General features: G+C 71.2%; 26 protein-coding genes. 14 read left to right on the top strand and 12 right to left on the bottom strand.

The annotated features are described in order from the left end of the window. Positions 1 to 76: 76 nt before the first annotated feature. The 5 genes from J7E91_RS17980 to J7E91_RS17960 form a co-directional block, all read right to left on the bottom strand. Positions 77 to 1,627: an MFS transporter gene (locus tag J7E91_RS17980; protein ID WP_214905562.1), complete on the bottom strand. Its 1,551-nt coding sequence runs from the start codon at positions 1,625 to 1,627 to the stop codon at positions 77 to 79. Next, entirely contained in the window at positions 1,624 to 2,175 is a 552-nt protein-coding gene (locus tag J7E91_RS17975) for a TetR/AcrR family transcriptional regulator (RefSeq protein ID WP_214905558.1), read from the bottom strand. The genes J7E91_RS17980 and J7E91_RS17975 overlap by 4 nt, the downstream gene beginning before the upstream one ends. 64 nt (positions 2,176 to 2,239) lie before the next feature. Continuing rightward, the gene (locus J7E91_RS17970) at positions 2,240 to 3,211 is read right to left on the bottom strand and encodes an aldo/keto reductase (RefSeq protein WP_214905555.1); all 972 of its coding nucleotides are present in this window, start codon (positions 3,209 to 3,211) and stop codon (positions 2,240 to 2,242) included. A gap of 66 nt (positions 3,212 to 3,277) precedes the next feature. After that, complete coding sequence (gene argH / locus J7E91_RS17965; protein ID WP_214905552.1) at positions 3,278 to 4,705, bottom strand: argininosuccinate lyase; 1,428 nt, start codon at positions 4,703 to 4,705, stop codon at positions 3,278 to 3,280. An 82-nt stretch (positions 4,706 to 4,787) separates the two neighbouring features. Then, the gene (locus J7E91_RS17960) at positions 4,788 to 5,981 is read right to left on the bottom strand and encodes an argininosuccinate synthase (RefSeq protein ID WP_028815400.1); all 1,194 of its coding nucleotides are present in this window, start codon (positions 5,979 to 5,981) and stop codon (positions 4,788 to 4,790) included. A gap of 148 nt (positions 5,982 to 6,129) precedes the next feature. Between J7E91_RS17960 and J7E91_RS37330 the strand changes: the two genes are divergently transcribed. From J7E91_RS37330 to J7E91_RS17930, 7 genes are all read left to right on the top strand, one after another. Beyond that, positions 6,130 to 6,429 carry a keywimysin-related RiPP gene (locus J7E91_RS37330; RefSeq protein WP_374224735.1) on the top strand — a complete coding sequence of 100 codons (300 nt, stop codon included), beginning with the start codon at positions 6,130 to 6,132 and terminating at the stop codon, positions 6,427 to 6,429. A gap of 169 nt (positions 6,430 to 6,598) precedes the next feature. After that, the gene (locus J7E91_RS17955) at positions 6,599 to 6,955 is read left to right on the top strand and encodes an asparagine synthase-related protein (protein ID WP_214905549.1); all 357 of its coding nucleotides are present in this window, start codon (positions 6,599 to 6,601) and stop codon (positions 6,953 to 6,955) included. Then, complete coding sequence (locus J7E91_RS17950) at positions 6,952 to 7,137, top strand: PqqD family peptide modification chaperone (RefSeq protein ID WP_214905546.1); 186 nt, start codon at positions 6,952 to 6,954, stop codon at positions 7,135 to 7,137. Before J7E91_RS17955 ends, J7E91_RS17950 begins: the two co-directional genes overlap by 4 nt. A 16-nt stretch (positions 7,138 to 7,153) precedes the next feature. Continuing rightward, entirely contained in the window at positions 7,154 to 7,570 is a 417-nt protein-coding gene (locus J7E91_RS17945) for a lasso peptide biosynthesis B2 protein (protein WP_214905543.1), read from the top strand. Next, positions 7,567 to 9,327: an ABC transporter ATP-binding protein gene (locus tag J7E91_RS17940; RefSeq protein WP_251015841.1), complete on the top strand. Its 1,761-nt coding sequence runs from the start codon at positions 7,567 to 7,569 to the stop codon at positions 9,325 to 9,327. The genes J7E91_RS17945 and J7E91_RS17940 overlap by 4 nt, the downstream gene beginning before the upstream one ends. 16 nt (positions 9,328 to 9,343) lie before the next feature. Beyond that, positions 9,344 to 10,702 carry an NAD(P)/FAD-dependent oxidoreductase gene (locus J7E91_RS17935; RefSeq protein ID WP_214905529.1) on the top strand — a complete coding sequence of 453 codons (1,359 nt, stop codon included), beginning with the start codon at positions 9,344 to 9,346 and terminating at the stop codon, positions 10,700 to 10,702. Positions 10,703 to 10,776: 74 nt separating this feature from the next. Next, complete coding sequence (locus tag J7E91_RS17930; protein WP_214905527.1) at positions 10,777 to 11,358, top strand: pyridoxamine 5'-phosphate oxidase family protein; 582 nt, start codon at positions 10,777 to 10,779, stop codon at positions 11,356 to 11,358. Positions 11,359 to 11,376: 18 nt separating this feature from the next. Here the strand turns inward: J7E91_RS17930 and J7E91_RS17925 are convergent, their stop codons facing one another. From J7E91_RS17925 to argC, 5 genes are read right to left on the bottom strand one after another with little or no spacing between them, the layout of a single operon-like run. Next, positions 11,377 to 11,919 carry an arginine repressor gene (locus tag J7E91_RS17925; RefSeq protein ID WP_214906020.1) on the bottom strand — a complete coding sequence of 181 codons (543 nt, stop codon included), beginning with the start codon at positions 11,917 to 11,919 and terminating at the stop codon, positions 11,377 to 11,379. A 5-nt stretch (positions 11,920 to 11,924) separates the two neighbouring features. Then, positions 11,925 to 13,082, bottom strand: coding sequence for an acetylornithine transaminase (locus tag J7E91_RS17920; RefSeq protein WP_251015865.1), 1,158 nt, complete (start codon positions 13,080 to 13,082; stop codon positions 11,925 to 11,927). Between the two features lie 38 nt (positions 13,083 to 13,120). After that, on the bottom strand, positions 13,121 to 14,029 hold the full coding sequence (argB, locus tag J7E91_RS17915; RefSeq protein ID WP_214905509.1) for an acetylglutamate kinase: 909 nt from the start codon (positions 14,027 to 14,029) through the stop codon (positions 13,121 to 13,123). Continuing rightward, positions 14,026 to 15,198, bottom strand: a complete 1,173-nt coding sequence (gene argJ, locus J7E91_RS17910; protein ID WP_214905506.1) for a bifunctional glutamate N-acetyltransferase/amino-acid acetyltransferase ArgJ — start codon at positions 15,196 to 15,198, stop codon at positions 14,026 to 14,028. Before argJ ends, argB begins: the two co-directional genes overlap by 4 nt. Beyond that, positions 15,195 to 16,223 carry an N-acetyl-gamma-glutamyl-phosphate reductase gene (gene argC, locus J7E91_RS17905; RefSeq protein ID WP_214905503.1) on the bottom strand — a complete coding sequence of 343 codons (1,029 nt, stop codon included), beginning with the start codon at positions 16,221 to 16,223 and terminating at the stop codon, positions 15,195 to 15,197. Before argC ends, argJ begins: the two co-directional genes overlap by 4 nt. Positions 16,224 to 16,526: 303 nt before the next feature. Between argC and J7E91_RS36775 the strand changes: the two genes are divergently transcribed. The 5 genes from J7E91_RS36775 (at position 16,527) to J7E91_RS17880 (ending at position 19,798) form a co-directional block, all read left to right on the top strand. After that, the gene (locus J7E91_RS36775) at positions 16,527 to 16,916 is read left to right on the top strand and encodes an SIMPL domain-containing protein (protein ID WP_214905499.1); all 390 of its coding nucleotides are present in this window, start codon (positions 16,527 to 16,529) and stop codon (positions 16,914 to 16,916) included. Between the two features lie 10 nt (positions 16,917 to 16,926). Continuing rightward, on the top strand, positions 16,927 to 17,418 hold the full coding sequence (locus tag J7E91_RS17895; RefSeq protein WP_214905496.1) for a YdeI family protein: 492 nt from the start codon (positions 16,927 to 16,929) through the stop codon (positions 17,416 to 17,418). 74 nt (positions 17,419 to 17,492) lie between these two features. Next, a complete protein-coding gene (locus J7E91_RS17890) occupies positions 17,493 to 17,657 on the top strand; it encodes a hypothetical protein (RefSeq protein WP_214905492.1) in 165 nt (54 codons plus the stop codon). Positions 17,658 to 17,797: 140 nt separating this feature from the next. Further along, positions 17,798 to 18,607, top strand: coding sequence for a VOC family protein (locus tag J7E91_RS17885; protein ID WP_214905489.1), 810 nt, complete (start codon positions 17,798 to 17,800; stop codon positions 18,605 to 18,607). Positions 18,608 to 18,640: 33 nt separating this feature from the next. Beyond that, complete coding sequence (locus J7E91_RS17880) at positions 18,641 to 19,798, top strand: methyltransferase (RefSeq protein ID WP_214905486.1); 1,158 nt, start codon at positions 18,641 to 18,643, stop codon at positions 19,796 to 19,798. A 72-nt stretch (positions 19,799 to 19,870) separates the two neighbouring features. On the opposite strand, the gene J7E91_RS17875 is transcribed toward J7E91_RS17880, so the two are convergent. Then, positions 19,871 to 21,313 carry a PLP-dependent aminotransferase family protein gene (locus J7E91_RS17875; RefSeq protein ID WP_214905483.1) on the bottom strand — a complete coding sequence of 481 codons (1,443 nt, stop codon included), beginning with the start codon at positions 21,311 to 21,313 and terminating at the stop codon, positions 19,871 to 19,873. Between J7E91_RS17875 and J7E91_RS17870 the strand changes: the two genes are divergently transcribed. Both J7E91_RS17870 and J7E91_RS17865 read left to right on the top strand, forming a co-directional pair. After that, on the top strand, positions 21,312 to 22,244 hold the full coding sequence (locus tag J7E91_RS17870) for a DMT family transporter (RefSeq protein WP_214905480.1): 933 nt from the start codon (positions 21,312 to 21,314) through the stop codon (positions 22,242 to 22,244). The two genes, J7E91_RS17875 and J7E91_RS17870, sit on opposite strands and share 2 nt — an antisense overlap. Positions 22,245 to 22,326: 82 nt before the next feature. Further along, the gene (locus J7E91_RS17865; protein ID WP_214905477.1) at positions 22,327 to 22,530 is read left to right on the top strand and encodes a DUF1918 domain-containing protein; all 204 of its coding nucleotides are present in this window, start codon (positions 22,327 to 22,329) and stop codon (positions 22,528 to 22,530) included. 11 nt (positions 22,531 to 22,541) lie between these two features. Here J7E91_RS17865 and J7E91_RS17860 read toward each other — a convergent pair whose 3' ends face one another. Next, the gene (locus J7E91_RS17860; RefSeq protein ID WP_214905474.1) at positions 22,542 to 23,789 is read right to left on the bottom strand and encodes a glycoside hydrolase family 10 protein; all 1,248 of its coding nucleotides are present in this window, start codon (positions 23,787 to 23,789) and stop codon (positions 22,542 to 22,544) included. Positions 23,790 to 23,793 lie beyond the last annotated feature (4 nt).

Here is a 23,793-nt window from a genome sequence, read left to right as displayed (position 1 = left end):
CGTAACGCGGAGGGGCCGTGCCACCGATGGGTGGCACGGCCCCTCCGCCGTACGCCCTCCCGCCGTACGCCGTCCCTCAGGGCTCGTCCGCGACGATGCCCACCGCCAGCTTCTGGCCCCGCAGCATGAACCACGCGGCGGCCGCCGTCGCGAACAGCACCACCGAGCCCACCCACGCCGCCGCCTGGAAGCCGTCGGTGAACGCGTCCTGCGCCATGGAGATCAGCGCGGCGGCCTGATCGGGCGGGAGCGCCGCCGCCGACTCCACAGCCCCGCCGAGCGAGTCGTGCGCCGCGTCCGCCACATCGCCGGGAATGCCCGCCGGCGCCGTGAAGCCGCGGTAGATGCCGGTCACGATCGAGCCGAGCAGTGCGATGCCGAGCGCCGCGCCCAGTTCGTACGCCGTCTCGGAGACGGCCGACGCGGCTCCCGCCTGCTCCTTGGGGACGCTGGAGAGGATGACGTCCGCCGTCACGGTGAAGGCCAGCCCCGCTCCGATGCCACCGACGATCATGGCGGAGACCAGAATGACCACGCCGGTGTCCGCCGTGACCACGGTGCAGCTCGCCAGCCCGATCCCGAGCGCCACCAGGCCACCGGAGACCGCGCTGCGGACCGAGACCCTGCGCGCCACGTAACCGGCCGCCAGGCCCGCGACGACCGCGCCGGCCGCGGCGGGCAGCTCGATGAGACCCGACTCCAGAGGCGAGCGCTCCTGGACGAGTTGCAGGAACTGCGAGAGGAAGAAGACCAGGCCGGACAGGCCCAGGATGGTCAGCAGGTCGGCGAGCACCGCGCCGGAGAACCCGCGGTGGTGGAACAGGCGCATGTCGAGCAGCGGCGACGGAAGCGTGAGCTGACGCCGTACGAACCAGAAGAGCGCCGCCACACCGACCACCGCCGTGAGCCCGATGTCCCAGCGGAAGCCGTGCGCCGCCGCCTCCTTGACGGCGTACACGACACAGACCATGCCGACGAGCGAGAGGCCGACGCTGAGCAGGTCCCACGGGCCGGGGGCCGGGTTCTTGGACTCGGGCAGCAGCTTGATGCCGACGAGGACCAGAATCACCATCACGGGCACGTTGATGAGGAAGACCGAGCCCCACCAGAAGTTCTCCAGGAGGAAGCCGCCGACGACCGGGCCGACGGCCGCGCCCGCCGAGGCCGCGGCGCCCCAGACACCGATGGCGAAGCTGCGTTCCTCGGGGTCGTGGAAGATGTTGCGGATCAGCGCGAGCGTGGACGGCATCAGCGTCGCACCGGCCACACCGAGCAGGGCGCGGGCGAGGATCATCATTTCGGGGCTGGTGGCGTACGCGTTGAGCACGGAGACCGCTCCGAACGCGACGGCGCCGGTCAGCAGCAGCTTCTTGCGGCCGATCCGGTCGCCGAGGCTGCCCATCGATACGAGAAGTCCGGCGATGACGAACGAGTAGACGTCGCCGATCCACAGCAACTGGGTGCCGGAGGGCTGGAGGTCCTCGCTGAGGAAGGGTGTCGCGAGGCCGAGTACGGTCGCGTCGACGGCGACCAGGAGCACGGCGAGGACGAGAACGCCGAGGGCCAGCCAGCGGCCGGGGTGGTGGATGGCCTCCCGCGCCATCGGGTGCCGGCCGCTACTGGTCATTGCTCCACGTTCCGACGTGCTCCGCCGAGCAGCAACTCGACGATCATGTACTGGAAGTCCTTGGCCGCCACCCGGCCGTCCTGGACGGCCCACGCTCCGGTGCCGATGAGCCCGTACAGGGCCTCGGTCAGCCAGGCCGGGGTGAGGTCGATCCTGAACTCGCCCTGCTGCTGTCCGCGCCGGAAATGCGCGGAGACGCGCGCGTCCAGACGGCCCCATCCCTCGTTGACGTGGGCGCCCTCGAAGAGCTGGTTCTCGGTGACGAGGAAGGCGAGCAGACCGGCGGCGGGCTCGATCTCCGCGATCAGGCGGCGCAGTCCTTCCTCGGCGGTCCCCTCGTCGAGCCGGGCGGCGTCGAGCGCCGCCTCGAACTCGCGGATTCCGAGTTCTTCGAGCGCCTTGACGAGGGCGTCACGCCCCGCGAAGTGGCGATGCAGGGTGGCCCGGCCGATGCCGGCCGATTTGGCGACCTCGTCCATGGTCGCGGTCGCCTTGCGGGAGAGGAGGGCGGCCGCGGTGCGGAGCACCTGCTCGCGATCGACAGTCATGAGACAACCATAACCCGGATGAGACATGAATGTCTCGAAATCCGGATCGGCTCCTCAGCTCAGCTCAGCTCCAGGGCAGTTCCGAGCGATGCTTCCAGTACGCCGCCGACTCCTCCGGCAGCTCCGCGAGGCGAGCCAGCTGCCCCTCGTCGAGGTCCACCACCGCGGCGTGCAGGTTCGCCGACAGCTGGAGCACGGTCGCGGCGCCCGACAGGACGACGCCCGCCCACGGCAGCCGCAGGATCGCCGCCAGAGCGACCGCGTCGCAGGTGAACCCCGTCTCCTCGGCGACGGCTCGCAGCGCGGGCGGGGCCGCGGAACCGGCGAGCCGGCCGTTCGCCAGGGCTTCCTTCACGATCACGGTGAGGCCCGCGTCGCGCGCCTCGGCCAGCGCTTGCGCCGCCGAGGTCTCCAGCAGGTTGTACGTCGCCTGGACCGTACGGAACAGCGGCTCGCCGTCCACCGTCACGGCGAGCGCCGCCCGGATGGCATCGGCCTGGGCGGGGCCGCTCGTGGAGATGCCGACGCTGACGCCACCGGCGGCGAACTCCGCCAGGAGGGCGTGCAGCGCGGGGTCGGTGAGCGCCGGGCTGTCCGGGGTGACGGAGTGGATCTGGTACAGGTCGAGACGCTCGCCCAGCAGGGCGTCGGTCTCCGCGCGCTGCCGCTCGAAGGCCTCCACGCTGTGGTCCTTGACCTCGTGGACCTCGGCGTCGGTACGCCAGTCGGCCGTGTACGTGTAGCCCCACTTGCTGCCGATCACCACGTCCTGGATCCCGGGCCTGGCGCGCAGCCACTGCGCGAGGAACTCCTCGGCGCGGCCGTAGGACCGCGCGACGTCGAAATACCGGACGCCCTGCGCGTAGGCGGCGTCCAGCAGTTCGTGGGCGCGCTCGCGCAGGGCGTCGGGGCTGCGGCCGCCGGGCAGATCACGGTCCCGGCCGGGCGTGATGTACGCCGGACGGCCGAGGGCCGCGAGGCCGAGTCCGAAGTGGGCGGTGGCAGTGGTCACCGCCGCCAGCCGGGCAAAGGGCATCGTGGCCTCCCCGCGGGTTCGGTCGAGTACGGTCCCTCACTACCGTACTCAACCGCACCGCGCGGTTCAGTTCTTGGCGGTGGCCCAGGCGTGCTGGATCGCCAAGTCGGCCTTGACCTCGTCGAGCTGGACCGCGACCGCGGAGGGCGCGGTGCCGCCGCGCCCGTTGCGGGATGCCAGGGCGCCGGCGACGTTCAGGACCGTACGCACCTCGGGGGTGAGGTGCGGGGAGATCTTGGCGAACTGCTCGTCGGTGAGCTGGTCGAGCTCGATGCCCTGCTGCTCGCACTCCTTGACGCACTCACCGGCGACCTCGTGGGCGACGCGGAACGGCACGCCCTGCCGGACCAGCCACTCGGCGATGTCGGTGGCGAGCGAGAAGCCGGCCGGCGCCAGTTCCTCCATGCGCTCGCGGTTGACGGTGAGCGTGGCCATCATGCCGGTGAAGGCGGGCAGCAGGACTTCGAGCGTGTCGCAGGAGTCGAAGACCGGCTCCTTGTCCTCCTGAAGGTCGCGGTTGTACGCGAGGGGCAGCGCCTTCAGGGTCGCCATCAGGCCGGTGAGGTTGCCGATGAGGCGGCCGGACTTGCCGCGGGCGAGTTCGGCGATGTCCGGGTTCTTCTTCTGCGGCATGATCGACGAGCCGGTGGAGAAGGCGTCGTGGAGGGTGACGAAGGAGAACTCCTTCGTGTTCCAGATGATGATCTCTTCCGCGATCCGGGACAGGTTGACGCCGATCATCGCGGTGATGAAGGCGAACTCGGCGACGAAGTCGCGCGACGCCGTGCCGTCGATGGAGTTGCCCGAGGAGCCGTGCTCGAAGCCGAGGTCGGCCGCCACCGCCTCCGGGTCCAGGCCGAGGGACGAACCCGCCAGGGCCCCGGAACCGTACGGCGAGACGGCCGTCCGCTCGTCCCACTGCCGCAGCCGCTCGGCGTCCCGCGAGAGGGACTGGGTGTGGGCCAGGACGTGGTGGGCGAAGAGGACCGGCTGGGCGTGCTGGAGGTGCGTACGGCCGGGCATGGCCACGTCCGCGTGGGCCTCCGCGAGGCCGACGAGCGCGTCCTGGAGCTCGGCGAGCAGGCCGCCGATGATGCGGGCGTGGTCGCGCAGGTACATCCGGAAGAGCGTGGCGACCTGGTCGTTGCGGGAGCGGCCCGCGCGCAGCTTGCCACCGAGGTCGGCGCCGAGGCGTTCCAGGAGGCCGCGCTCCAGGGCGGTGTGGACGTCCTCGTCGGCGATGGTGCCGACGAACGAGCCGTCCGCGACATCGGCCGCCAGCTGGTCGAGACCGGCGTGCATGCGTGCCAGCTCGTCCTCGGTGAGCAGCCCCGCCTTGTGGAGCACGCGCGCGTGGGCACGCGAACCGGCGATGTCGTACGGCGCGAGGCGCCAGTCGAAGTGGACGGACGCGGAGAGCTTGGCCAGGGCCTCGGCCGGTCCGTCGGCGAAACGGCCGCCCCAGAGCCGGACGTCACCGTTGTTGCTGCTCACAGCTACTGCTCCTCAAGGGTGGGGATGTGCGACCGCCTCCGCGCCACGGGGGACGAGGAGGCGGCTGTCGAACGAGTTCTGCTTACGCGAGGTCACGCTTGGCCGCGATCTTCGACGACAGGCCGAAGATCTCGATGAAGCCCTGCGCCTTGGACTGGTCGAACGTGTCGCCCGAGTCGTACGTCGCCAGGTTGAAGTCGTACAGCGACTCGTCGGACTTCCGGCCGGTGACGACGGCTCGGCCGCCGTGCAGGGTCATCCGGATGTCGCCGGTGACGTGCTGGTTGGCCTCGTTGATGAAACCGTCCAGGGCGCGCTTGAGCGGGGAGAACCACAGGCCGTCGTAGACCATCTCGCCCCAGCGCTGCTCGACCTGCCGCTTGTAGCGGGCCAGTTCGCGCTCGACGGTGACGTTCTCCAGCTCCTGGTGGGCGGTGATCAGTGCGATCGCGCCCGGGGCCTCGTACACCTCACGGGACTTGATGCCCACGAGCCGGTCCTCGACCATGTCGATCCGGCCGATGCCCTGGGCGCCCGCTCGCTCGTTGAGCTGCTGGATCGCCTGGAGGACGGTGACGGGCTTGCCGTCGATGGCGACCGGGACGCCCTCCTTGAAGGAGATGACGACCTCGTCGGCCTCGCGCGGGAGCGCCGGGTTCGAGGTGTACTCGTAGATGTCCTCGATCGGGGCGTTCCAGATGTCCTCCAGGAAGCCCGTCTCGACGGCGCGCCCGAAGACGTTCTGGTCGATGGAGTACGGGGACTTCTTGGTGGTCGCGATCGGGAGGTTCTTCTCCTCGCAGAAGGCGATCGCCTTGTCGCGGGTCATCGCGTAGTCGCGGACCGGGGCGATGCACTTCAGGTCGGGGCCGAGCGCGGAGATGCCGGCCTCGAAGCGGACCTGGTCGTTGCCCTTGCCGGTGCAGCCGTGGGCGACGATCGAGGCGCCGTGCTTGTTCGCGGCGGCGACCAGGTGCTTGACGATGGTCGGCCGCGAGAGGGCGGAGACCAGCGGGTAGCGGTCCATGTAGAGGGCGTTGGCCTTGATCGCCGGGAGGCAGTACTCCTCGGCGAACTCGTCCTTGGCGTCCGCGACCTCGGCCTCGACGGCACCGCAGGCGAGCGCGCGCTTGCGGATGACGTCCAGGTCCTCGCCGCCCTGGCCGACGTCCACGGCAACGGCGATGACCTCGGCGCCCGTCTCCTCGGCGATCCAGCCGATGGCGACGGAGGTGTCCAGGCCGCCCGAGTAGGCGAGTACGACGCGCTCGGTCACGGGTTTCTCCTTACGATGCATGCGGTAGTAGGCATAACTATGCAGCACTCCGTATGTTTCGTCAACCTGCTCCCCGAGGTGCCGGGGCGGGCGGGCGTAAAAGCACAAATGCGAATCAAGACCTAGCCTGGAATGGCGTACGGCGAGCATGCCCCCAGGGCATGGCGCCGGCGTCGGATGGCTGATGACGCGCCCCGCGTTTGAGTGCGCGCAGGGGCGAATGTCCAGCCAAGACCCCTCAGGTTCAGGTTCCTGCTGCCTTCGCGCACGGCTGCGCCCGCGTGGGTCGGCACATCGAGAGGAACGCGAAAGGAGGTGTACCGAAATGCGCACCTACGAGCGTCCGACCCTGACTCCGATGGGTTCGTTCGGGAAGGTGACCGGCGGACGAGCCGTCAAGAGGACACGTGCTCCTGACATTCTCCACCGCCACCGCCTGATCGGCTGAGGTCACCTGAGAGAAATTGGAACCTGGTGGCGGTGCTGGATGCCGCCGCCAGGCTCGTCCAGTGAAAGCGGGGCCCCATGGCCGGATTGACCCGACTGGCAGCGGTTCCCTCATGGTTCGTCGTTCTTCCCGACTGCGTAGCGGCGGAACCCATTGAGCGAGCCTCGCGGTGCGGCCGGAGGAGAAGGACACCCCCTGGGAGTATAAGCCGCTGATCCGGGCGGCGATGCGCGGCATCGTCCCTCCGGCGAGCCTGACGCGGCAGACCAAATCGGGGGGAATCTGCGACCTGAACGTCGCGCTGCGCACGAACCGGGCGGACCTGCTCGCCCTGTGGGACGACTCCCGGCTGGGCCGGCTGGGACTGATCGACGCGGCGGAACTGCGCAGGCGCTGCACCCGGCCCCTCGACCCGAACCATCCCCACGATCTGCACGGCGGGCTCTACCAGAGCGTGGCCTGCGAAGTCTGGCTGCGCACCTGGGAAGCGGCCGCCGCCCACCTGACCGCGGGAGCGACGCCATGACACTCAAGCTGGAGCTGAACCCCACCGGCGCCCAGGTCTTGTGGATCCTGCTGCGCGGTGGCTCCTCGGAGCAGGCGGTGCGGGACCTGACCGATAGCTGCGACGTCGATGCCGAGAGCGCGCGCGACGACGTACGGGGCCTGGTCGAGGCACTCGACTCGTCCGGCCTGGTGGAGCGGTAGGAGAAGGAGAGCCCCGGTGACCTTTCCGCAAACCCTCTCTCACGAACCGCGCGGTGTGCCCCTGGGGCGCCGGGCCGAAGTGCGGCTGGTCGTCGGCCTTGCCCGGCTGCTGGCGCGTCACCCTCCGCGACGCATCCGGGCGGTGCTCCGCCGCGTCAGCCGTGGTGCCCGTCCGGCGCGTTACGACGAGGCCCTGGCCGCCCGCGAGACCGTGGTGGCCGTCAGCCTCGCCTGCGCCGCGCCGGAGGGCTGTCTGCCCCGGTCACTGGCCACCGCCATGCTGTGCCGCCTGCACGGACGGTGGCCGGTCTGGTGCGTGGGGGCGCGGCGGGTGGCACCGTTCGCGGCGCACGCCTGGGTGGAGGCCGCAGGTGTTCCCGTCGGCGAGGACGCCCCGGCCGACTACTTCCGGGCCTTCTTCACGGTGCCATGAGCGGCACGGGTGGCGACGGCGTGCCCGGCGGCGGACACCTCACCGCACCGCGGGAGGTCCTGCGCGTACTGCGCGGGCACCGGCGGTGGATCGCGGGCGCGGTGACGCTGACGCTGATCGCTTCGGCACTGGGTCTGGCCCAGCCCCTGGTGGTCAGGCGAGTGATCGACTCGTCCGGAGCGGGGACGTCCGTCGCCGGGTCCGTCGGCCTGCTGGTCGCGCTGTTCGTCACCCAGGCGCTGGTCGAGGCGGTGGCCGGTTACGTCCTGGCGCGCACCGGCGAAGGGGTCGTACTGGGCGTACGCCTCAACCTCATCGACCATCTGCTGCGGCTGCCCATGAGGACGTACGACCGGCATCGGATCGGCGACCTGATCTCGCGGGCCGGCACCGACAGCACAGCCCTGCGCCTGCTCATCGCCCAGGGCTTCACCGACGCGGTCACCGGCAGCATCGGCCTGGCCGGTGTGGTCGCCCTGATGATCTGGCTCGACTGGGCCCTCTTCCTCGTCGTCATCGCCATGATCGTCTTCGGCGGGCTGGTCGTCGCCTCGGTGCTGCGCGGGATCGCCCGCGCCTCGCTCCACGCCCAGCAGGCCACCGGATCGATGACCGCGGAACTGGAGCGGGCCCTGGGGGCCATCCGCACCGTACGGGCCAGTCGCGCCGAACGGCGGGAGGCGGACCGTATCGGAGCGCAGGCCCGGTCGGCCTTCTCCGCGGGCGTACGGGTGGGGAAGCTGGACGCGGTGATCACACCGGCGATCGAACTGACGGTCCACGGCTCGTTCCTCGTGGTCCTGCTCATCGGCGGCGTACGGGTCGCGGACCAGGGCGGCTCGGTCGCCGACCTGGCCGCCTTCCTGCTCTGCATGCTCTATCTGGTGGGGCCGGTCGGCGCGGTCTTCCAGGCGGTGAGCACCATGCAGCAGGGCGCGGGAGCGCTGCGGCGGATCGCCGAGATCCTCGACCTGCCGCAGGAGCCGGACAGCGGGCGCCGGTACGACGTCACCTCCCCGGGAACCGAGGTGACCCGCCCACCGGTACTGGAGTTCAGGGATGTCTGGTTCGGCTACGACCCGCGGCGTCCCGTGCTGCGCGGGGTGTCGTTCGAGGTGCCACCACGCGGTCATGTCGCCCTGATCGGCAGCTCCGGCGTCGGCAAATCGACGGTCTTCGCGCTGGCGGAGCGCTTCTACGACCCCGATGACGGCCTTGTCCTGTTCGAGGGCCGCGACGTACGGACCCTCGGCCGCGCCCAGCACCGCGCCCGGATCGGGCTCGTCGAGCAGCACGCCCCGGTCATGTACGGCACGCTGCGGGAGAACCTGCTGTACGCCGCCCCCGAGGCCGGGGCCGACGAACTGGACCGGGTGGTGGAACTGGCCCAGCTGACGGAGCTGGCGTCCCGGCTGCCGCGCGGCCTCGACACCGACGCCGGGGGAGCACGGTATGGCGCTCTCCGGCGGCGAACGCATGCGCATCGCCATCGCCAGGTCCCTGCTCACCCGGCCCAGCCTGCTGCTCGGGTGAGATTGTCGCCACGGGCAGCCACGAGGAACTGCTGGACACCAGTGACCACTACCGGTCTCTGTGCCGTGCCCAGCAGGTGGAGGGGACCGAGGGAGCCGGCCGGCGCCCGTGAACCGTGCCCGGCGCCGCGGGCCCCTCCCCCCGAATGCACCTCGCCGAGGGGCGGCCGCTCGTCCGTACGCCGAAGGTGGAAACGCGGGCAGCGGGCCACCGGAAAGCCGTAAGGAGCAGTGGACAGCCATGACGCGACCGAAGATCCTCGTGGTCGGCGCGGGTTTCGCCGGCGTCGAGTGCCTCCAGCGGCTGGAACGGAAACTGGCTCCCCGCGAGGCCGAGCTGGTGCTCGTGTCACCGTCCGACTACCAGCTCTACCTGCCGCTGCTGCCGCATGTGGCGGCCGGAGTTCTCACCCCGCAGTCCGTCGCGGTGTCGCTGCGCCGCCGGCTGCGCCGCACCCGGATCTGCCCCGGCGGCGCCATCGGCATCGACGGCAGGGCCAAGGTGTGCGTCATCAGGAAGATCACGGGAGAGGTGATCGCCGAACCGTACGACCAGCTCGTCCTCGTGGCCGGGAGCACCACCCGCACCTTCGACATCCCCGGCCTGCGGGAGCACGGACGCGGCATGAAGTCCCTGGCCGAGGCGGCGCATCTGCGCGACCACGTCATCGCCCAGCTCGACATCGCCGCCGCCACGACGGACCGGGCCGAACGGGAGGCGCGGCTGCGGTTCGTGGTCGTCGGCGGAGGCTACGCCGGCACCGAGACCGCCGCCTGCCTGCAGCGCCTCACCTCCGCGGCGGTCGAGCGCTACCCGAATCTGGACCGGGCGCAGATCAAGTGGCATCTGGTGGACGTGGCCCCGCGGCTGCTGCCCGAACTCGGCGAGAAGCTGGGCGAGAAGGCCATGGCAATGCTGCGCTACCGGGGCATCGAGTTTTCCCTGGGCACCTCGGTCGCCTCCGTCGACGCGACGTCCGTCAAGCTCACCGACGGTCGTACGCTGCCGTCGCACACCCTGATCTGGACCGCCGGAGTCGCCGCGAGCCCCCTGGTGGCCACACTGGGAGCGGAGACAGTACGCGGCCGTCTCGTCGCCACGCCCCAGTTGACCGTCCCCGGCTTCGACGGCCTGTTCGCGGCGGGCGACGCGGCCGCTGTGCCCGACGTCGCGAAGGGCGGCGACGCGATGTGCCCGCCGACCGCGCAGCACGCCCAGCGTCAGGGCAAGGCCCTCGCCGACAACATCGTCGCCCGGCTGCGTGGCATGCCGCTGAAGCCGTACGTGCACAAGGACCTCGGCCTGGTCGTGGACCTCGGCGGCCGGGACGCGGTCTCCAAGCCCCTGGGCGTGGAGCTGCACGGCCTCCCCGCCCAGGCGGTGGCCCGCGGCTACCACCTGCTGGCGCTGCCCACCATGACCGCCAGGGCCCGGGTCATGACCAACTGGACGCTCAACGCCGTCGCGGGCGACGACTTCGTCCGTACGGACTTCCAGGCCCGGCGGGCGGGCACCCTCCAGGACTTCGAGAACACTTCCGTGTACCTCACCCCGGAGCAGGTCCGCGAACACAGCAGGCCGCTGGCGGCCAAGTCCTAGGTGTATGGCCTTAGGGCGTTTCGCGAGGTGAACTCTCCGCTAAGGGCGGTCAGTCGGCGTGCATAATCCGTGGCATGGGAAAGCTTTACGAACGAATAGACGGCAGGATCCGCAAGTTCATCGAGGATCAGCCGGTCTTCTTCACGGCCACGGCTCCGCTGGCCGCCGACGGACACGTCAACGTGTCCCCCAAGGGAAGGGCCGGGACGCTCGTCGTACTGGACGAGATGACCCTGGCGTACCTGGACTTCGGCGGCAGCACCGCGGAAACCGTCGCGCACGTACGGGAGAACGGGCGCGTCACCCTGATGTGGTGCGCCTTCACCGGACCGCCCAAGGTGCTGCGGGTGCACGGGCAGGGCGAGGCCGTGTTCCGGGACGACCCGCGGTGGGCCGGGCTCATCACGCGGTTCGAGGACGTCGACGGGCCGAGCGCCCGCGCCATCGTCGTGGTCCACGCGCGGCGCATCAGCGACAGCTGCGGTTTCGCCGTCCCCTTCATGGAGTACCGGGAGGAACGGACGCAGCACGCCGAGTACTTCGCCCGCAAGACGGACGACGAGTTCGCGGCGTACTGCGCGAAGAAGGAGTACATCGGCGTGAGCCTGGACGGCCTGCCCGCGCTGCCGCTGCCGCTGCCCGCGCGGGCGGACTGAGCCGAGTACCCGGCCCGGCTAGCGGTCGTTCTGGGCCAGCCGCAGCAGGTGGTCGGCCAGGGCCTGGCCGCCCGCCGGGTCGCGGCTGATCAGGAGCAGCGTGTCGTCGCCCGCGATCGTGCCCAGGATGGCGTTCAGCTCCGCCTGGTCGATGGCCGAGGCCAGGAACTGGGCGGCCCCCGGCGGCGTACGGAGAACGACGAGGTTGGCCGAGGCCTCGGCGGAGATGAGCAGTTCGCCGGAGAGGCGCCGCATGCGCTCCTCCTTGGCGGACTCGCCGAGCGGCGCGTGCGGCGTGCGGAAGCCGCCCTCGCTCGGTACGGCGTAGATCAGCTCGCCGCCCGTGTTGCGGATCTTCACGGCGCCCAGTTCGTCGAGGTCGCGGGAGAGCGTCGCCTGGGTGACGCTCAGCCCGTCGTCGGCGAGGAGCTTGGCCAGCTGGCTCTGCGAGCGCACCGGCTGCCGGTTCAGGATGTCCACGATCCGGCGGTGCCTGGCGGTGCGGGTCTGCGGTACGGCAGGCCCGCCGTGCTCGTGGTCCTGCGCCTGCGCCTCGGTCATCGGTGTCATTCTCCGGATCGTCGGTCCCCGTGTGCGGTGTCGAGAACGCCGGGCAGGGCCCGGAGGAACGTCTCCACCTCTTCGTCCCCGATGACGAACGCCGGCATGAGCCGTACGACATCGGGGGCGGGCGCGTTCACCAGGAGACCGGCGTCCTGAGCCGCCTGCTGCACCTGGGGAGCAAGAGACTCGGTGAGCACGATACCCAGGAGAAGACCCGCACCACGGACGTGGGAGACCAGCGGGTGCCCGAGTGACTCGATTCCGTCGCGCAGCTTCTCTCCCATCCGCTTGACGTGGTCGAGGAGTCCGTCGGCCGCGATGGTGTCCAGTACGGCCAGTCCGGCGGCGCACGCGACGGGGTTCCCGCCGAACGTCGTGCCGTGCTGGCCGGGCTTGAGGAGGTCCGCGGCAGGGCCGAAGGCGAGCGTCGCGCCGATCGGCAGGCCGCCGCCGAGGCCCTTGGCGAGGGTGACGATGTCGGGCTCGACGGCGTCGTGACCCTGGTACTCGAACCAGTGGCCGGTCCGTCCGATACCCGTCTGCACCTCGTCGAGGACGAGCAGGGTGCCGGTGGCGCGGGTGATCTCGCGGGCGGCCCGCAGGTAGTCCTCGGGCGGGACGACGACGCCGAGCTCGCCCTGGATCGGCTCGATGATCAGCAGTGCGGTGTCGGTGGTGACGGCGGCGCGCAGGGAGTCGACGTCACCGAACGGTACGTGCGTGACGTCGCCGGGGAGCGGCAGGAAGGGGGCCCGCTTGCCGGTCTGGCCGGTGAGGGCGAGGGCGCCCATGGTCCGGCCGTGGAACCCGCCTTCGGTGGCGACCATGTGCGTACGGCCGGTGAGGCGCCCGATCTTGAAGGCGGCTTCGTTCGCCTCGGCGCCCGAGTTGGAGAAGAAGACGCGGCCGGGGCGGCCGGAGATCTGGATCAGCCGCTCGGCGAGGGCCACGGGCGGCTCGGCGACGTACAGGTTGGAGACATGGCCGAGGGAGGCGACCTGGCGGGACACGGCCTCGACGATCGCGGGGTGGGCGTGGCCCAGCGCGTTCACGGCGATGCCTCCGACGAAGTCGGCGTATTCCTTGCCGTCGGCGTCCCAGACCTTCGCCCCCTGGCCGCGTACGAGCGACAGCTTGGGCGTGCCGTAGTTGTCCGTCATGACGCCCTGCCAGCGCTGCGTCAGCTCCTGGTTCGCGGTCACTTCGTCGTTCCCCCTTCGTGCTGGTCGGGCACGACCATCGTGCCGATGCCCTCGTCGGTGAAGATCTCCAGCAGGATCGAGTGCTGCACACGGCCGTCGATCACGCGGGCGGTGTTGACCCCGTTGCGTACGGCGTGCAGGCAGCCCTCCATCTTGGGGACCATGCCGCTGGAGAGCTCGGGCAGCAGCCTCTCCAGCTCCTTGGCGGTGAGCCGGCTGATCACTTCGTCGCTGTGGGGCCAGTCCTCGTAAAGACCCTCGACGTCGGTGAGCACCATCAGCGTCTCCGCTCCGAGCGCGGCGGCCAGCGCGGCCGCGGCGGTGTCGGCGTTGACGTTGAACACGTGGTGGTCGTCGGCGCTGCGGGCGATGGACGAGACGACCGGGATACGTCCGTCGTCGAGCAGGGCCTGGATGGCGCCGGTGTCGATGGCGGTGATCTCGCCGACCCGCCCGATGTCGACGGACTCGCCGTCGATCTGCGGGTAGTGCTGGGTGGCGGTGATGGTGTGCGCGTCCTCACCGGTCATGCCGACGGCGAGCGGCCCGTGCTGGTTGAGCAGCCCGACGAGCTCACGCTGCACCTGGCCCGCCAGCACCATGCGTACGACGTCCATGGCCTCGGGCGTGGTGACCCGCAGCCCCGCCTTGAACTCGCTCACCAGGCCGTGCCGGTCGAGCTGCGCGCTGATCTGCGGGCCGCCGCCGTGCACGACGACCGGCTTGAGACCGGCGTGCCGCAGGAAGACGACGTCCTGGGCGAAAGCGGCTTTGAGATCCTCGTCGATCATGGCGTTGCCGCCGAACTTGATGACGACGGTCCGGCCGTGGTGGCGGGTGAGCCAGGGCAGCGCCTCGACGAGGATCTGCGCCTTGGGCAGTGCGGTGTGCTTTCGAGTGCTCATGAGCTGTACGCGCTGTTCTCGTGGACGTAGTCGGCGGTGAGGTCGTTGGCCCAGATGACCGCGGACTCGGTGCCGGCCGCGAGGTCGGCGGTGATCCTGACCTCCCGGTAGCGCATGTCGACCAGGTCGCGGTCATCGCCGACGCTGCCGTTCTTGCAGACCCAGACGCCGTTGATGGCGACGTTGAGCTTGTCGGGGTCGAAGGCGGCCTTGGTGGTGCCGATCGCGGACAGCACCCGGCCCCAGTTGGGGTCCTCGCCGTGGATGGCGCACTTGAGGAGGTTGTTACGGGCGATGGAGCGGCCCACCTCGACGGCGTCGTCCTCGGTCGCCGCGTTGACGACCTCGATGCGGATGTCCTTGCTGGCCCCCTCAGCGTCACCGATGAGCTGGCGGGCGAGGTCGTCGCAGACGGTGCGTACGGCCGCGGCGAACTCGTCGTATCCGGGGGTCACTTCGGACGCGCCGGAGGCCAGCAGCAGCACGGTGTCGTTCGTCGACATGCAGCCGTCGGAGTCGACGCGGTCGAAGGTGACGCGGGTGGCGTCGCGCAGCGCCTTGTCGAGTACGTCCGCTTCGACGTCGGCGTCGGTGGTCAGCACGACGAGCATGGTGGCGAGGCCGGGTGCGAGCATGCCCGCGCCCTTGGCCATGCCGCCGACGGTCCAGCCCTCGCCGCCCGCGACGGCCGTCTTGTGGACGGTGTCGGTGGTCTTGATGGCTATGGCGGCCTTCTCGCCGCCGTGCGCGGAGAGCTCGGTGGCGGCCTTCTCGATGCCGGGGAGGAGCTTGTCCATGGGGAGGGTGATGCCGATGAGGCCGGTGGAGGCGACGGCGATCTCACCGGCGCTGTGGCCGCCCGGCAGACCCCCCTTGTCCAAAACCTGTGCGGCCTTCTCGGCGGTGGCGTGGGCGTCCTGGAAGCCCTTGGGCCCCGTACAGGCGTTGGCGCCACCGGAGTTGAGGACGACTGCGGAGATCCGGCCGCCCTTGACGACCTGCTCGGACCACAGGACCGGCGCAGCCTTCACACGGTTGGTGGTGAAGACGCCCGCGGCGGCGAGGCGGGGCCCGTTGTTGACCACGAGGGCCAGGTCGAGGCCGCCGCTGTCCTTGATCCCCGCGGCGATGCCCGCCGCGGTGAATCCCTTCGGTGCCGTGACGCTCACGGTGCCACTCCTGTCGTGGAAAGACCGGTGTCCTCGGGGAGTCCGAGGGCGATGTTCATGCTCTGCACCGCGCCGCCGGCGGTGCCCTTGGTGAGGTTGTCGATGGCGCTGATCGCGATGACGCGGCCCGCGGCCTCGTCGTACGCGACCTGGATCTGGACGGCGTTGGAGCCGTACACGGAGGCGGTCGCGGGCCACTGCCCCTCGGGCAGGAGGTGCACGAACGGCTCGTCGGCGTACGCCTTCTCGTAGGCCTCCCGTACGCCCGCCGCCGTCACGCCCGGCTTCGCCTTGGCGCTGCACGTGGCGAGGATGCCGCGGGACATGGGGGCCAGCGTCGGCGTGAAGGAGACGGTGACCCGCTCCCCCGCGGCGGCGCTGAGGTTCTGGATCATCTCGGGGGTGTGGCGGTGGCCGCCGCCGACGCCGTACGGCGACATGGAGCCCATCACCTCGCTGCCGAGCAGATGCGGCTTGAGCGCCTTGCCCGCGCCGGAGGTGCCGGTGGCGGCGACGATCACGGCATCGGGCTCCGCGAGCTGCGCGGCGTACGCCGGGAAGAGCGCGAGCGAGACGGCGGTGGGGTAGCAGCCGGGGACGGCGACCCGCTTGGAGCCTTCGAGCGCGGCGCGGGCGCCGGGGAGCTCGGGGAGGCCGTACGGCCAGGTCCCGGCGTGCGGCGAACCGTAGAACTGATCCCAGTCGGCGGCGTTCTGGAGCCGGAAGTCGGCGCCCATGTCGATGACGAGCACCTCGTCGCCGATTTGCTCGGCGACGGCGGCGGACTGGCCGTGCGGAAGCGCGAGAAAGACGACACCGTGCCCGGCGAGTACCTCGGCGGTGGTCGGCTCCAGCACCCGACCGGCCAGCGGGAGCAGATGCGGCTGGAGGGAACCCAGGTGTTGCCCCGCGTTCGAGTGGCCGGTCAGGGCGCCGATCTCGACGCCGGGGTGGGCGAGGAGCAGCCGGAGCAGTTCACCGCCCGCGTATCCACTCGCCCCTGCCACTGCTGCACGTACCGCCATCGAATCCTCCTCGTCGATGGCATGACTATACGCAACACCGCAGTTTTATGCAACGAGTGGAGTAGGGCCGGCCATCCAGAACGCGCGCCTGTGCCGAAACCGTGGAAACGTCGACCCGAGTGCATGACCGAACCCTGTCGGTACGGCCGGCCCACCGAGCCGCTGGACATTTGGAGAGCGCGTTGTTGGTGCCCACCGCCACGGCCTTCGCGGCCAGGTCGCTCGCCACCGCCATCCTCGCCGTCGGCCTGCCGGCCCGGCGGGACCGCGTCCGGCGGCGACCGGACCGTACCGGCCACTGAAGTGGCGCGGCCCGCCCCTGCCTGCGAGACGGTGCTGGCCACGGTGGTGGTGGAGTCGGTGAAGCGCACGTCCTCGGAGGCGATGAGCCACAACACCGCGGCGACGCGTCGCGTACTGGAAGCCCTTGAGGCCGACGGCGTCGCCCCGCGCGACGCGGGCACTCTGCGTCTCACCCTGACGCCCGTTCTTGAGCCGGACGGCTCAGGCGGCTCCGTAGTGACCGGATACCGAGTGCGCCGGACCCTCGCCGTCACCATCCGCGCCGGCGACCGGGCGACCGCCATCCTCGACAAGGCGGTGGCCGCGGCGGACGGCGCGGCCCGCGTCACGTCGGTGTCCTGCGCGCCCTCTGACCCGGCAGGCAGTGGCGGCCGAACGGGTGGGCGATAGCCTGAGCCGCATGGAGCAGCTCGACGGAGTGGAGATCGTCGCCTTCACGGACGCCGAGGCGTTCGAGAGCTGGCTGGCCGAGCACCACACCCGCCACGAAGGCGTGTGGATCAAGGTGGCCAAGAAGAAGTCCGGCATTCCGACGGTCACCGACGACGAGCTGGTCGACATCGGGCTCTGCTACGGCTGGATCTCCGGGCAACGGCGGTCTTACAACGAGCAGGCTGCGGGGCGGATGCGCGAACCCGGGCTGGCCGAGGTGCGCAGGGCGCAGGAGGACGGGCGCTGGGCGGGGGCGTACGAGTCGCAGAAGACAGCGACGGTGCCCCCGGACCTCGCGGCGGCCCTCGATGCGAACCCCGAGGCGAAGACGGCGTTCGAGGCGTTGGACAGAACCGGGCGTTACCTGGTGATCCTGCCGTTGCTCCAGGCGCTCACGCCGGAAAACAGGCGGGTCCGGCTCGAAAAGGCCCTGCGCATGCTGGTGAATACATCCGCGTGAGACGTCCGCGTGAGTACGTCCGCGTGAGTACGTCTACGGATGCGTCACGCCGCCGAGATCGACAGGCTGGCCCCATGAACGAACACGAGCGCACCCCCCGAGGCCCCGTGCGGCCCGTCCGCGACCGCCGGACCGCGGAAAGGGTGATGAAGGCGATTCTCATAGTGGCGGCCGTTGTGGCCGCCAGCGTGGTGCCGTACATATGTCTCCTCATCGGCGTCTACGCCCTCGCGAATTGACCTGGCCCCCCAATTTCCTGCCCGCGTACAGGACGGGCCGGGTGGCACCGGGACCGCGAGCGGCCCGCGAGCACCGGCCAGAATCTGTCCTACATGCGGCCTAACCTCGGCGTACCAGCCCCGCAACCAAGGAGCAGCGGATGAGCTACGTCGACAGCAACCAGCCGGACTCCACGCCCACTTGGATCGACCTCGACGTCCCGGACCTCGACCGTGCGAAGGAGTTCTACGGCGCGCTGTTCGGCTGGAACTTCGAGACCGACGCCGCCGGGACCCGGACCGGCGGCCACACCACGTGCCTGCTGCGCGGCCGGGCCGTGGCCGGCTTCAGGCCCGCCCCCGCCACCGCCACCGCCACCGACCCCGCCCCCGCCCCCGGCTTCTGGCGCATGTACTTCGCCACGCGGGACTGCGACGCCACGGCCAAGCGCGTCGTCGACGCGGGCGGCGCCGTGGCGCAGGGGCCGCTGGAGTTCGGTGACCGGGCGCGGATCGCCCTGGTGTCCGACTCCGTGGGCGCCGGGTTCGGCCTCTGGCAGGGCCGCACCCGTCCGGGCTGCCGGATCGTGAACGAGCCCGGCTCGCTCGTACGCAACGATCTGAGTACGCCCCGGCCGGGACCCGCGCGGGACTTCTACACGGCGCTCTTCGGTTTCACCCTCGACGGCAACGAAGACCTCCCCGGCTTCGACTTCACCTTCCTGCGCCGGCCGGACGGCCACGAAGTCGGCGGGATCTTCGGCGACCCCTCCGCCACCGTCTCCGCATGGCAGACCACCTTCGAGGTCGCGGACACCGACGCACTGGCCGGGCGTGCCGTCGCGGCGGGCGGCACCGCCGGTGAGCCCACGGACTCCCCGTACGGACGGTACGCAGAGATCACCGATCCCTTCGGCACCGCCTTCAGCGTGATCGCCAGGCCCCCGGCCGGGCCGGAGCGACCGGAGTGAGGGGAGCGGGCGCTCGGCTAGCCTGAGGGCACAATGAACCATTTGACGACGTCACTGGGCGAGTACGACCTCGTTCGCTTCCCCGAGGACCCCCGCGACAGGCTCCGCGCCTGGGACGCGGCCGACGAGTACCTGCTGCGGCATCTCGAAGGAACCGGCGACACTCCTCCGGCGGACCTGTCCGGCACCGTCGTCGTGGTCGGCGACCGCTGGGGCGCCCTGGTCACCGCGCTCGCCGGCTGCCGTCCCACGCAGATCACCGACTCGTTCCTCGCCCAGCAGGCGACCCGGGTGAACCTGGAACGCAACGGGGCCGACCCGTCGGCGGTACGGCTCCTGTCCACCCAGGAAGCCCCGCCGGAGCGGATCGACGTACTCCTGATCCGCGTGCCCAAGAGCCTCGCGCTCCTTGAGGACCAGCTCCACCGGCTCGCTCCGCACGTCCACGCGGGCACCGTCGTCGTCGGCACGGGGATGTCCAAGGAGATCCACACCTCGACGCTCAGGCTGTTCGAGCGGATCCTCGGTACGACGCGGACGTCGCTGGCGGTGAAGAAGGCACGGCTCATCTTCTCTACGCCGGACCCGGGCCTCGCCGGTGGCAGCAACCCGTGGCCGCGCAGTTACGCACTGCCGTCCGACGTCGGTGCGGTGTCCGGCATCACCGTGACCAACCACGCCGGCATCTTCTGCGCCGAGCGCCTCGACATCGGCACGCGCTTCTTTCTGCGCCACCTCCCGCGGCGCCGCGGCCCCGAGCGCGTCGTGGACCTCGGGTGCGGCAACGGTGTGGTGGGTACGGCGGTCGCCCTGGCCAACCCCGAGGCCGAGATCGTGTTCACCGACGAGTCGTTCCAGGCGGTGGCGTCGGCGGAGGCCACCTTCCGGGCGAACGCCGGGCCGGAGCGGAAGGCCGAGTTCCGCGTGGGCGACGGTCTGTCGGGGGTGCCGGAGGGGACGGTGGACCTCGTACTGAACAACCCGCCGTTCCACAGCCACCAGGCGACGACGGACGCGACGGCCCGGCGCATGTTCACCGGGGCGCGCGACGCGCTGCGGCCCGGCGGGGAGTTGTGGGTCATCGGCAACCGGCACCTCGGCTACCACGTGATGCTGCGCCGGATCTTCGGCAACAGCGAACTGGTCGCGAGCGATCCGAAGTTCGTGGTCCTGCGGTCGGTGAAGAGGTAGCGACGCGGGGCGGCGGTGCCCGCGTGGGCGATCGGAGCCCCTGCGGGGCTTTCCCCACCCCGCCCGCAGGGGCTACTGCGTGCCCAGCAGGCCCTCGCACGCGCCGCGTAGGCGTCGTACTCCCTCCGTGATTTCCGCCGGGCCCGCCACCCCCGCGAAGCTCAGCCGGATGTGCCCCGCGGACGGCTCCGCGCTGAAGTACGGGCGGCCGGGTGCGATCGCGACGCCCGCCCGCAGCGCCGCCGAGGCCACGGCGTTCTCGTACGCGCCGTCGGGCAGGCGCAGCCACAGGTGGTAGCCGCCCGCCGGGATGTGCGGGAGGGCGAGCTCGGGGAGGCCCAGGCGCAGGGCGGCGGCCAGGGTGTCCCGGCGGCCCCGCAACTCCCCCGCGACCGTGCGCAGATGGCGCGGCCAGGCCGGGGAGCCCACCAACTCCACCGCGGCCTCCTGGAGCGGCCGGGGCACGAAGAAGCTCTCGACCACCTGGATGGCGCGCAGCCGCTCCAGCACCGGGCCGCGCGCCGCCAGGGCGCACACCCGGAAGCTGGGCGAGGTCGCCTTGGTGAGCGAGGAGACGTGTACGACGACGCCGTCGTGGTCGTCGGTGGCGAGCGGCCGGGGCAGCGGCCCGGCGTCGTCGTGGACGAGGCGCCGCACGAAGTCGTCCTCGATGACGAAGGCCCCGGCCTCGCGGGCGATGCGCAGCACCTCGGGGCGTCGCTCGGCGGAGAGCACCGCGCCGGTCGGATTCTGGAAGAGCGGCTGGCAGACGAAGACGCGGCCGCCGGTGGCCTTGAAGGCCGCGGCGAGGAGTTCGGGGCGTACACCGTCGGAGTCCACCGGCACCGGCACCGGGCGCAGTCCCGCCGCCCGCGCGATCGCCAGCATGCCAGGGTACGTCGGCGACTCGACCAGCACCGGTGCGCCGGGCGGCGCGAGGGCGCGCAGGGCGGTCGTCAGCGCGTTCTGGCCACCGGCGGCGATGAGCACTTCAGCGGCCGTGATGGCGCCGCCGATCCCCCGGGCGAACCATTCGCGCAGCTCGGGGATGCCGTCGGTGGGCGGCCGGCCCCAGGCGCCGGGGCGGCGGCCGGCCCTGGCGAGGGCGGCTGCCATGGCCCGCTCGGGCTGGAGGGAGGCGTGGAGGTAGCCGCTGTTGAACTCGATGACGCCGGGCGGCGGGGCGGCGAGCGTGACCAGGACGCCGGACGCGTCGACCGAGCGCGGTACGAGTTCGGTGGCGCCGTCGGCGCTCAGCGCGACCTCCTGCCATGAGGTGTCACCGGCCGCCGCCGTGTCCGTACGGGGCTGCGTACGGAAGGCTCCCGCGCCGGGCCGGGTGACGACCAGGCCCTCGGCGGCGAGCTGGGCGAGGGCGCGGGCGACCGTCACCGGGCTCACGCGGTAGCGCTCGATCAGCGCCCGGCTCGACGGGAGCTTTCCACCAGGAGAGTAGTGGTTGAGCTCGCGCTTAAGAGATTCAGCCAGCTCCGCGACACTGCTACGCTCATGCATGACAGCACACAATAGCGCTACTCGCACCAGGACAGTAGCGGTGAGCAGCACCTCCGGCGGCCCGGCGACCAGGACGGCCCGCAGCGGAACCCTCCTCGCCGCGCTGGGAGTCACCGCCTTCTCGCTCACCTTCCCGGCCACCGCCTGGGGCCTCGAAGGCTTCGGCCCCTGGTCGCTGGTGGCCGTACGCAGCGCCCTCGCCGCACTCGTCGCCGGCGCCGCCCTGCTCGTCCTGCGGATACCGGTACCGGCCCGCCGCCACTGGGCGGGACTCGCCGTGGTCGGCGGCGGGGTGGTCCTCGGCTTTCCGATGCTGACCACGCTCGCCCTCCAGACCTCCACCACCTCGCACGCCGCTGTCGTGGTCGGCCTGCTGCCGCTGACCACCGCCGCCCTCTCGGCGCTGCGCACCGGAGCACGCCCGTCCCGCGCGTTCTGGCTGGCGGCCCTCGCCGGCGCCGCCGTGGTGATCGCGTTCACGGTGCAGCAGAGCGGCGGCGCGCTGTCCACCGGCGATCTGTACCTCTTCGGCGCGCTGCTGGTCTGCGCGGCGGGCTACACCGAGGGCGGCAGGCTGGCGCGCGAGATGCCGGGCTGGCAGGTCATCGGCTGGGCGCTGGTGCTGTGCCTCCCGCTCGCCGTCCCGGCAGCGGCTGTGGCGCTCAGCTTCGAGCCGGTGCACTTCACGGCGCACAGCGTCACCGGGCTCCTGTGGGTCGCGATCGGCTCGCAGTTCCTCGGCCTGGTCGTCTGGTACCGCGGCATGGCCGAGATCGGGGTGTCCAAGGCCAGCCAGATCCAGCTCGCCCAGCCCCTGCTGACCCTGTTCTGGTCCGTCGCCCTGCTCGGGGAGCACCTCTCCCCCGCGGCCCCGCTCGCGGCCGTCGGCGTACTCGTCTGCATCGCGGTCACCCAGCGCGCGCGGACCTGAACGGCGCAGCAGCGAGGCGCCAACTCGGGCCCGCGGTCTTAGACTGGCCATACGTAGAGTCGGCCACAGAAGGGCACTCCCGATGCAAGCGAGCGTGGGCGACCAGCTGCTGGTGCACGGCAGGACCGTGGGCCACGAGGACAAGGTCGCGAAGATCGTCGAGGTGCTGGGTTCCGAGGGCACCCCGCCGTACCGTGTGCGCTTCGACGACGGACACGAGGCGCTGGTCTCGCCGGGCCCCGACTCCGTCGTACGGCACACGGAGCACGGCGGAACACCGCAATAGCCGCAGGCCGGTCAGTGAGGCGGCCGCACCCGGGCCGGGTAGTGGTCCGCCACCACCCGGTCCATCGCCCCGATGCGGTCGGCCGCGACCTCCTTCGCCGAGAAGAAGACATGGCCCCGCACTTCCGGGTGGTCCGCGGCGAAGGTCAGATGGCGGGAGAGTTCGGCCGGGTCCTGCCAGGCCGCGGGCTGGGCCGGGTCTCCGGCCTTGTAGAGCGCCTCACCGGCGTAGAGATCGACGCCGGTGCCGCGCACGGTCTTCGACCACCACGGCACCAGCTCCGCGTAGTCGGCGGCCTCGAAGCCGATGTTCCAGTAGATCTGCGGCACGATGTAGTCGATCCACCCCTCCTTCACCCACTTGCGGGTGTCGGCGTGCAGATCGTCGTACGTCTGCACCCCGGCCCGGGTCTGTGAGCCCAGCGGGTCGGTCGAGGCGTTGCGCCACACCCCGAAGGGGCTGATCCCGAAGCGGACCTTCTTGCCCTTCTTCTTGACCGCTTTGATCCGGTCGGCCGTCTCACTCACCAGCCGGTCGGTGTTGTCGCGCCGCCAGGCCGCCTTGTCCGGGAACCCCGTGCCGTAGCGGGCGTACGCCTCGTCGTCGTCGAAGACCTGTCCCGCCACCGGATACGGGTAGAAGTAGTCGTCCCAGTGCACGGCGTCGATGTCGTAGCGCTGCACGGCGTCCAGCATGGCGTCCTGCACGAAGCGCCTGACCTCCGGAAGTCCGGGGTTGTAGTACAGCTTGCCGCCGTACGGCAGCACCCACTCCGGATGCACGCGCGCCGGATGTGATGCCACCAGCCGCGACGGGTCGGTGTGATTCGCGACTCGGTACGGGTTGAACCAGGCGTGCAGTTCGAGATCCCGCCGGTGCGCCTCCTCCACCGCAGTCCCCAGCGGGTCCCATCCCGGGTCCCGGCCCTGTACGCCGGTGAGGTACTGGGACCACGGCTCGTACGGCGAGGGCCACATCGCGTCGGCGGTCGGCCGCACCTGGAACATCACCGCGTTCAGCCTGCGCCGTACCGCCGTGTCCAGATGGGCCAGCAGCTCGGCCTTCTGCTGGTCGGCGGTCAGGCCGGCCTTGGAGGGCCAGTCACGGTTGGCGACGCTCGCCAGCCACATCCCCCGCATCTCGCGCTTCCGGGCCCTGCGCCGCCTCGTGGGGACGGCCGCCGCGTCCCCGCTGACCGTCAGCACGGACAGCGCTCCGGCCGCAGCCGCCAACAACCCTCTTCGACCGATCTGACCCATATGT

It is taken from the genome of Streptomyces sp. ISL-99 (assembly GCF_018614005.1).
GTDB classification, from domain to species: Bacteria; Actinomycetota; Actinomycetes; order Streptomycetales; family Streptomycetaceae; genus Streptomyces; species Streptomyces flavidovirens.
This window is presented reverse-complemented; position numbering and strand designations above follow the sequence as displayed.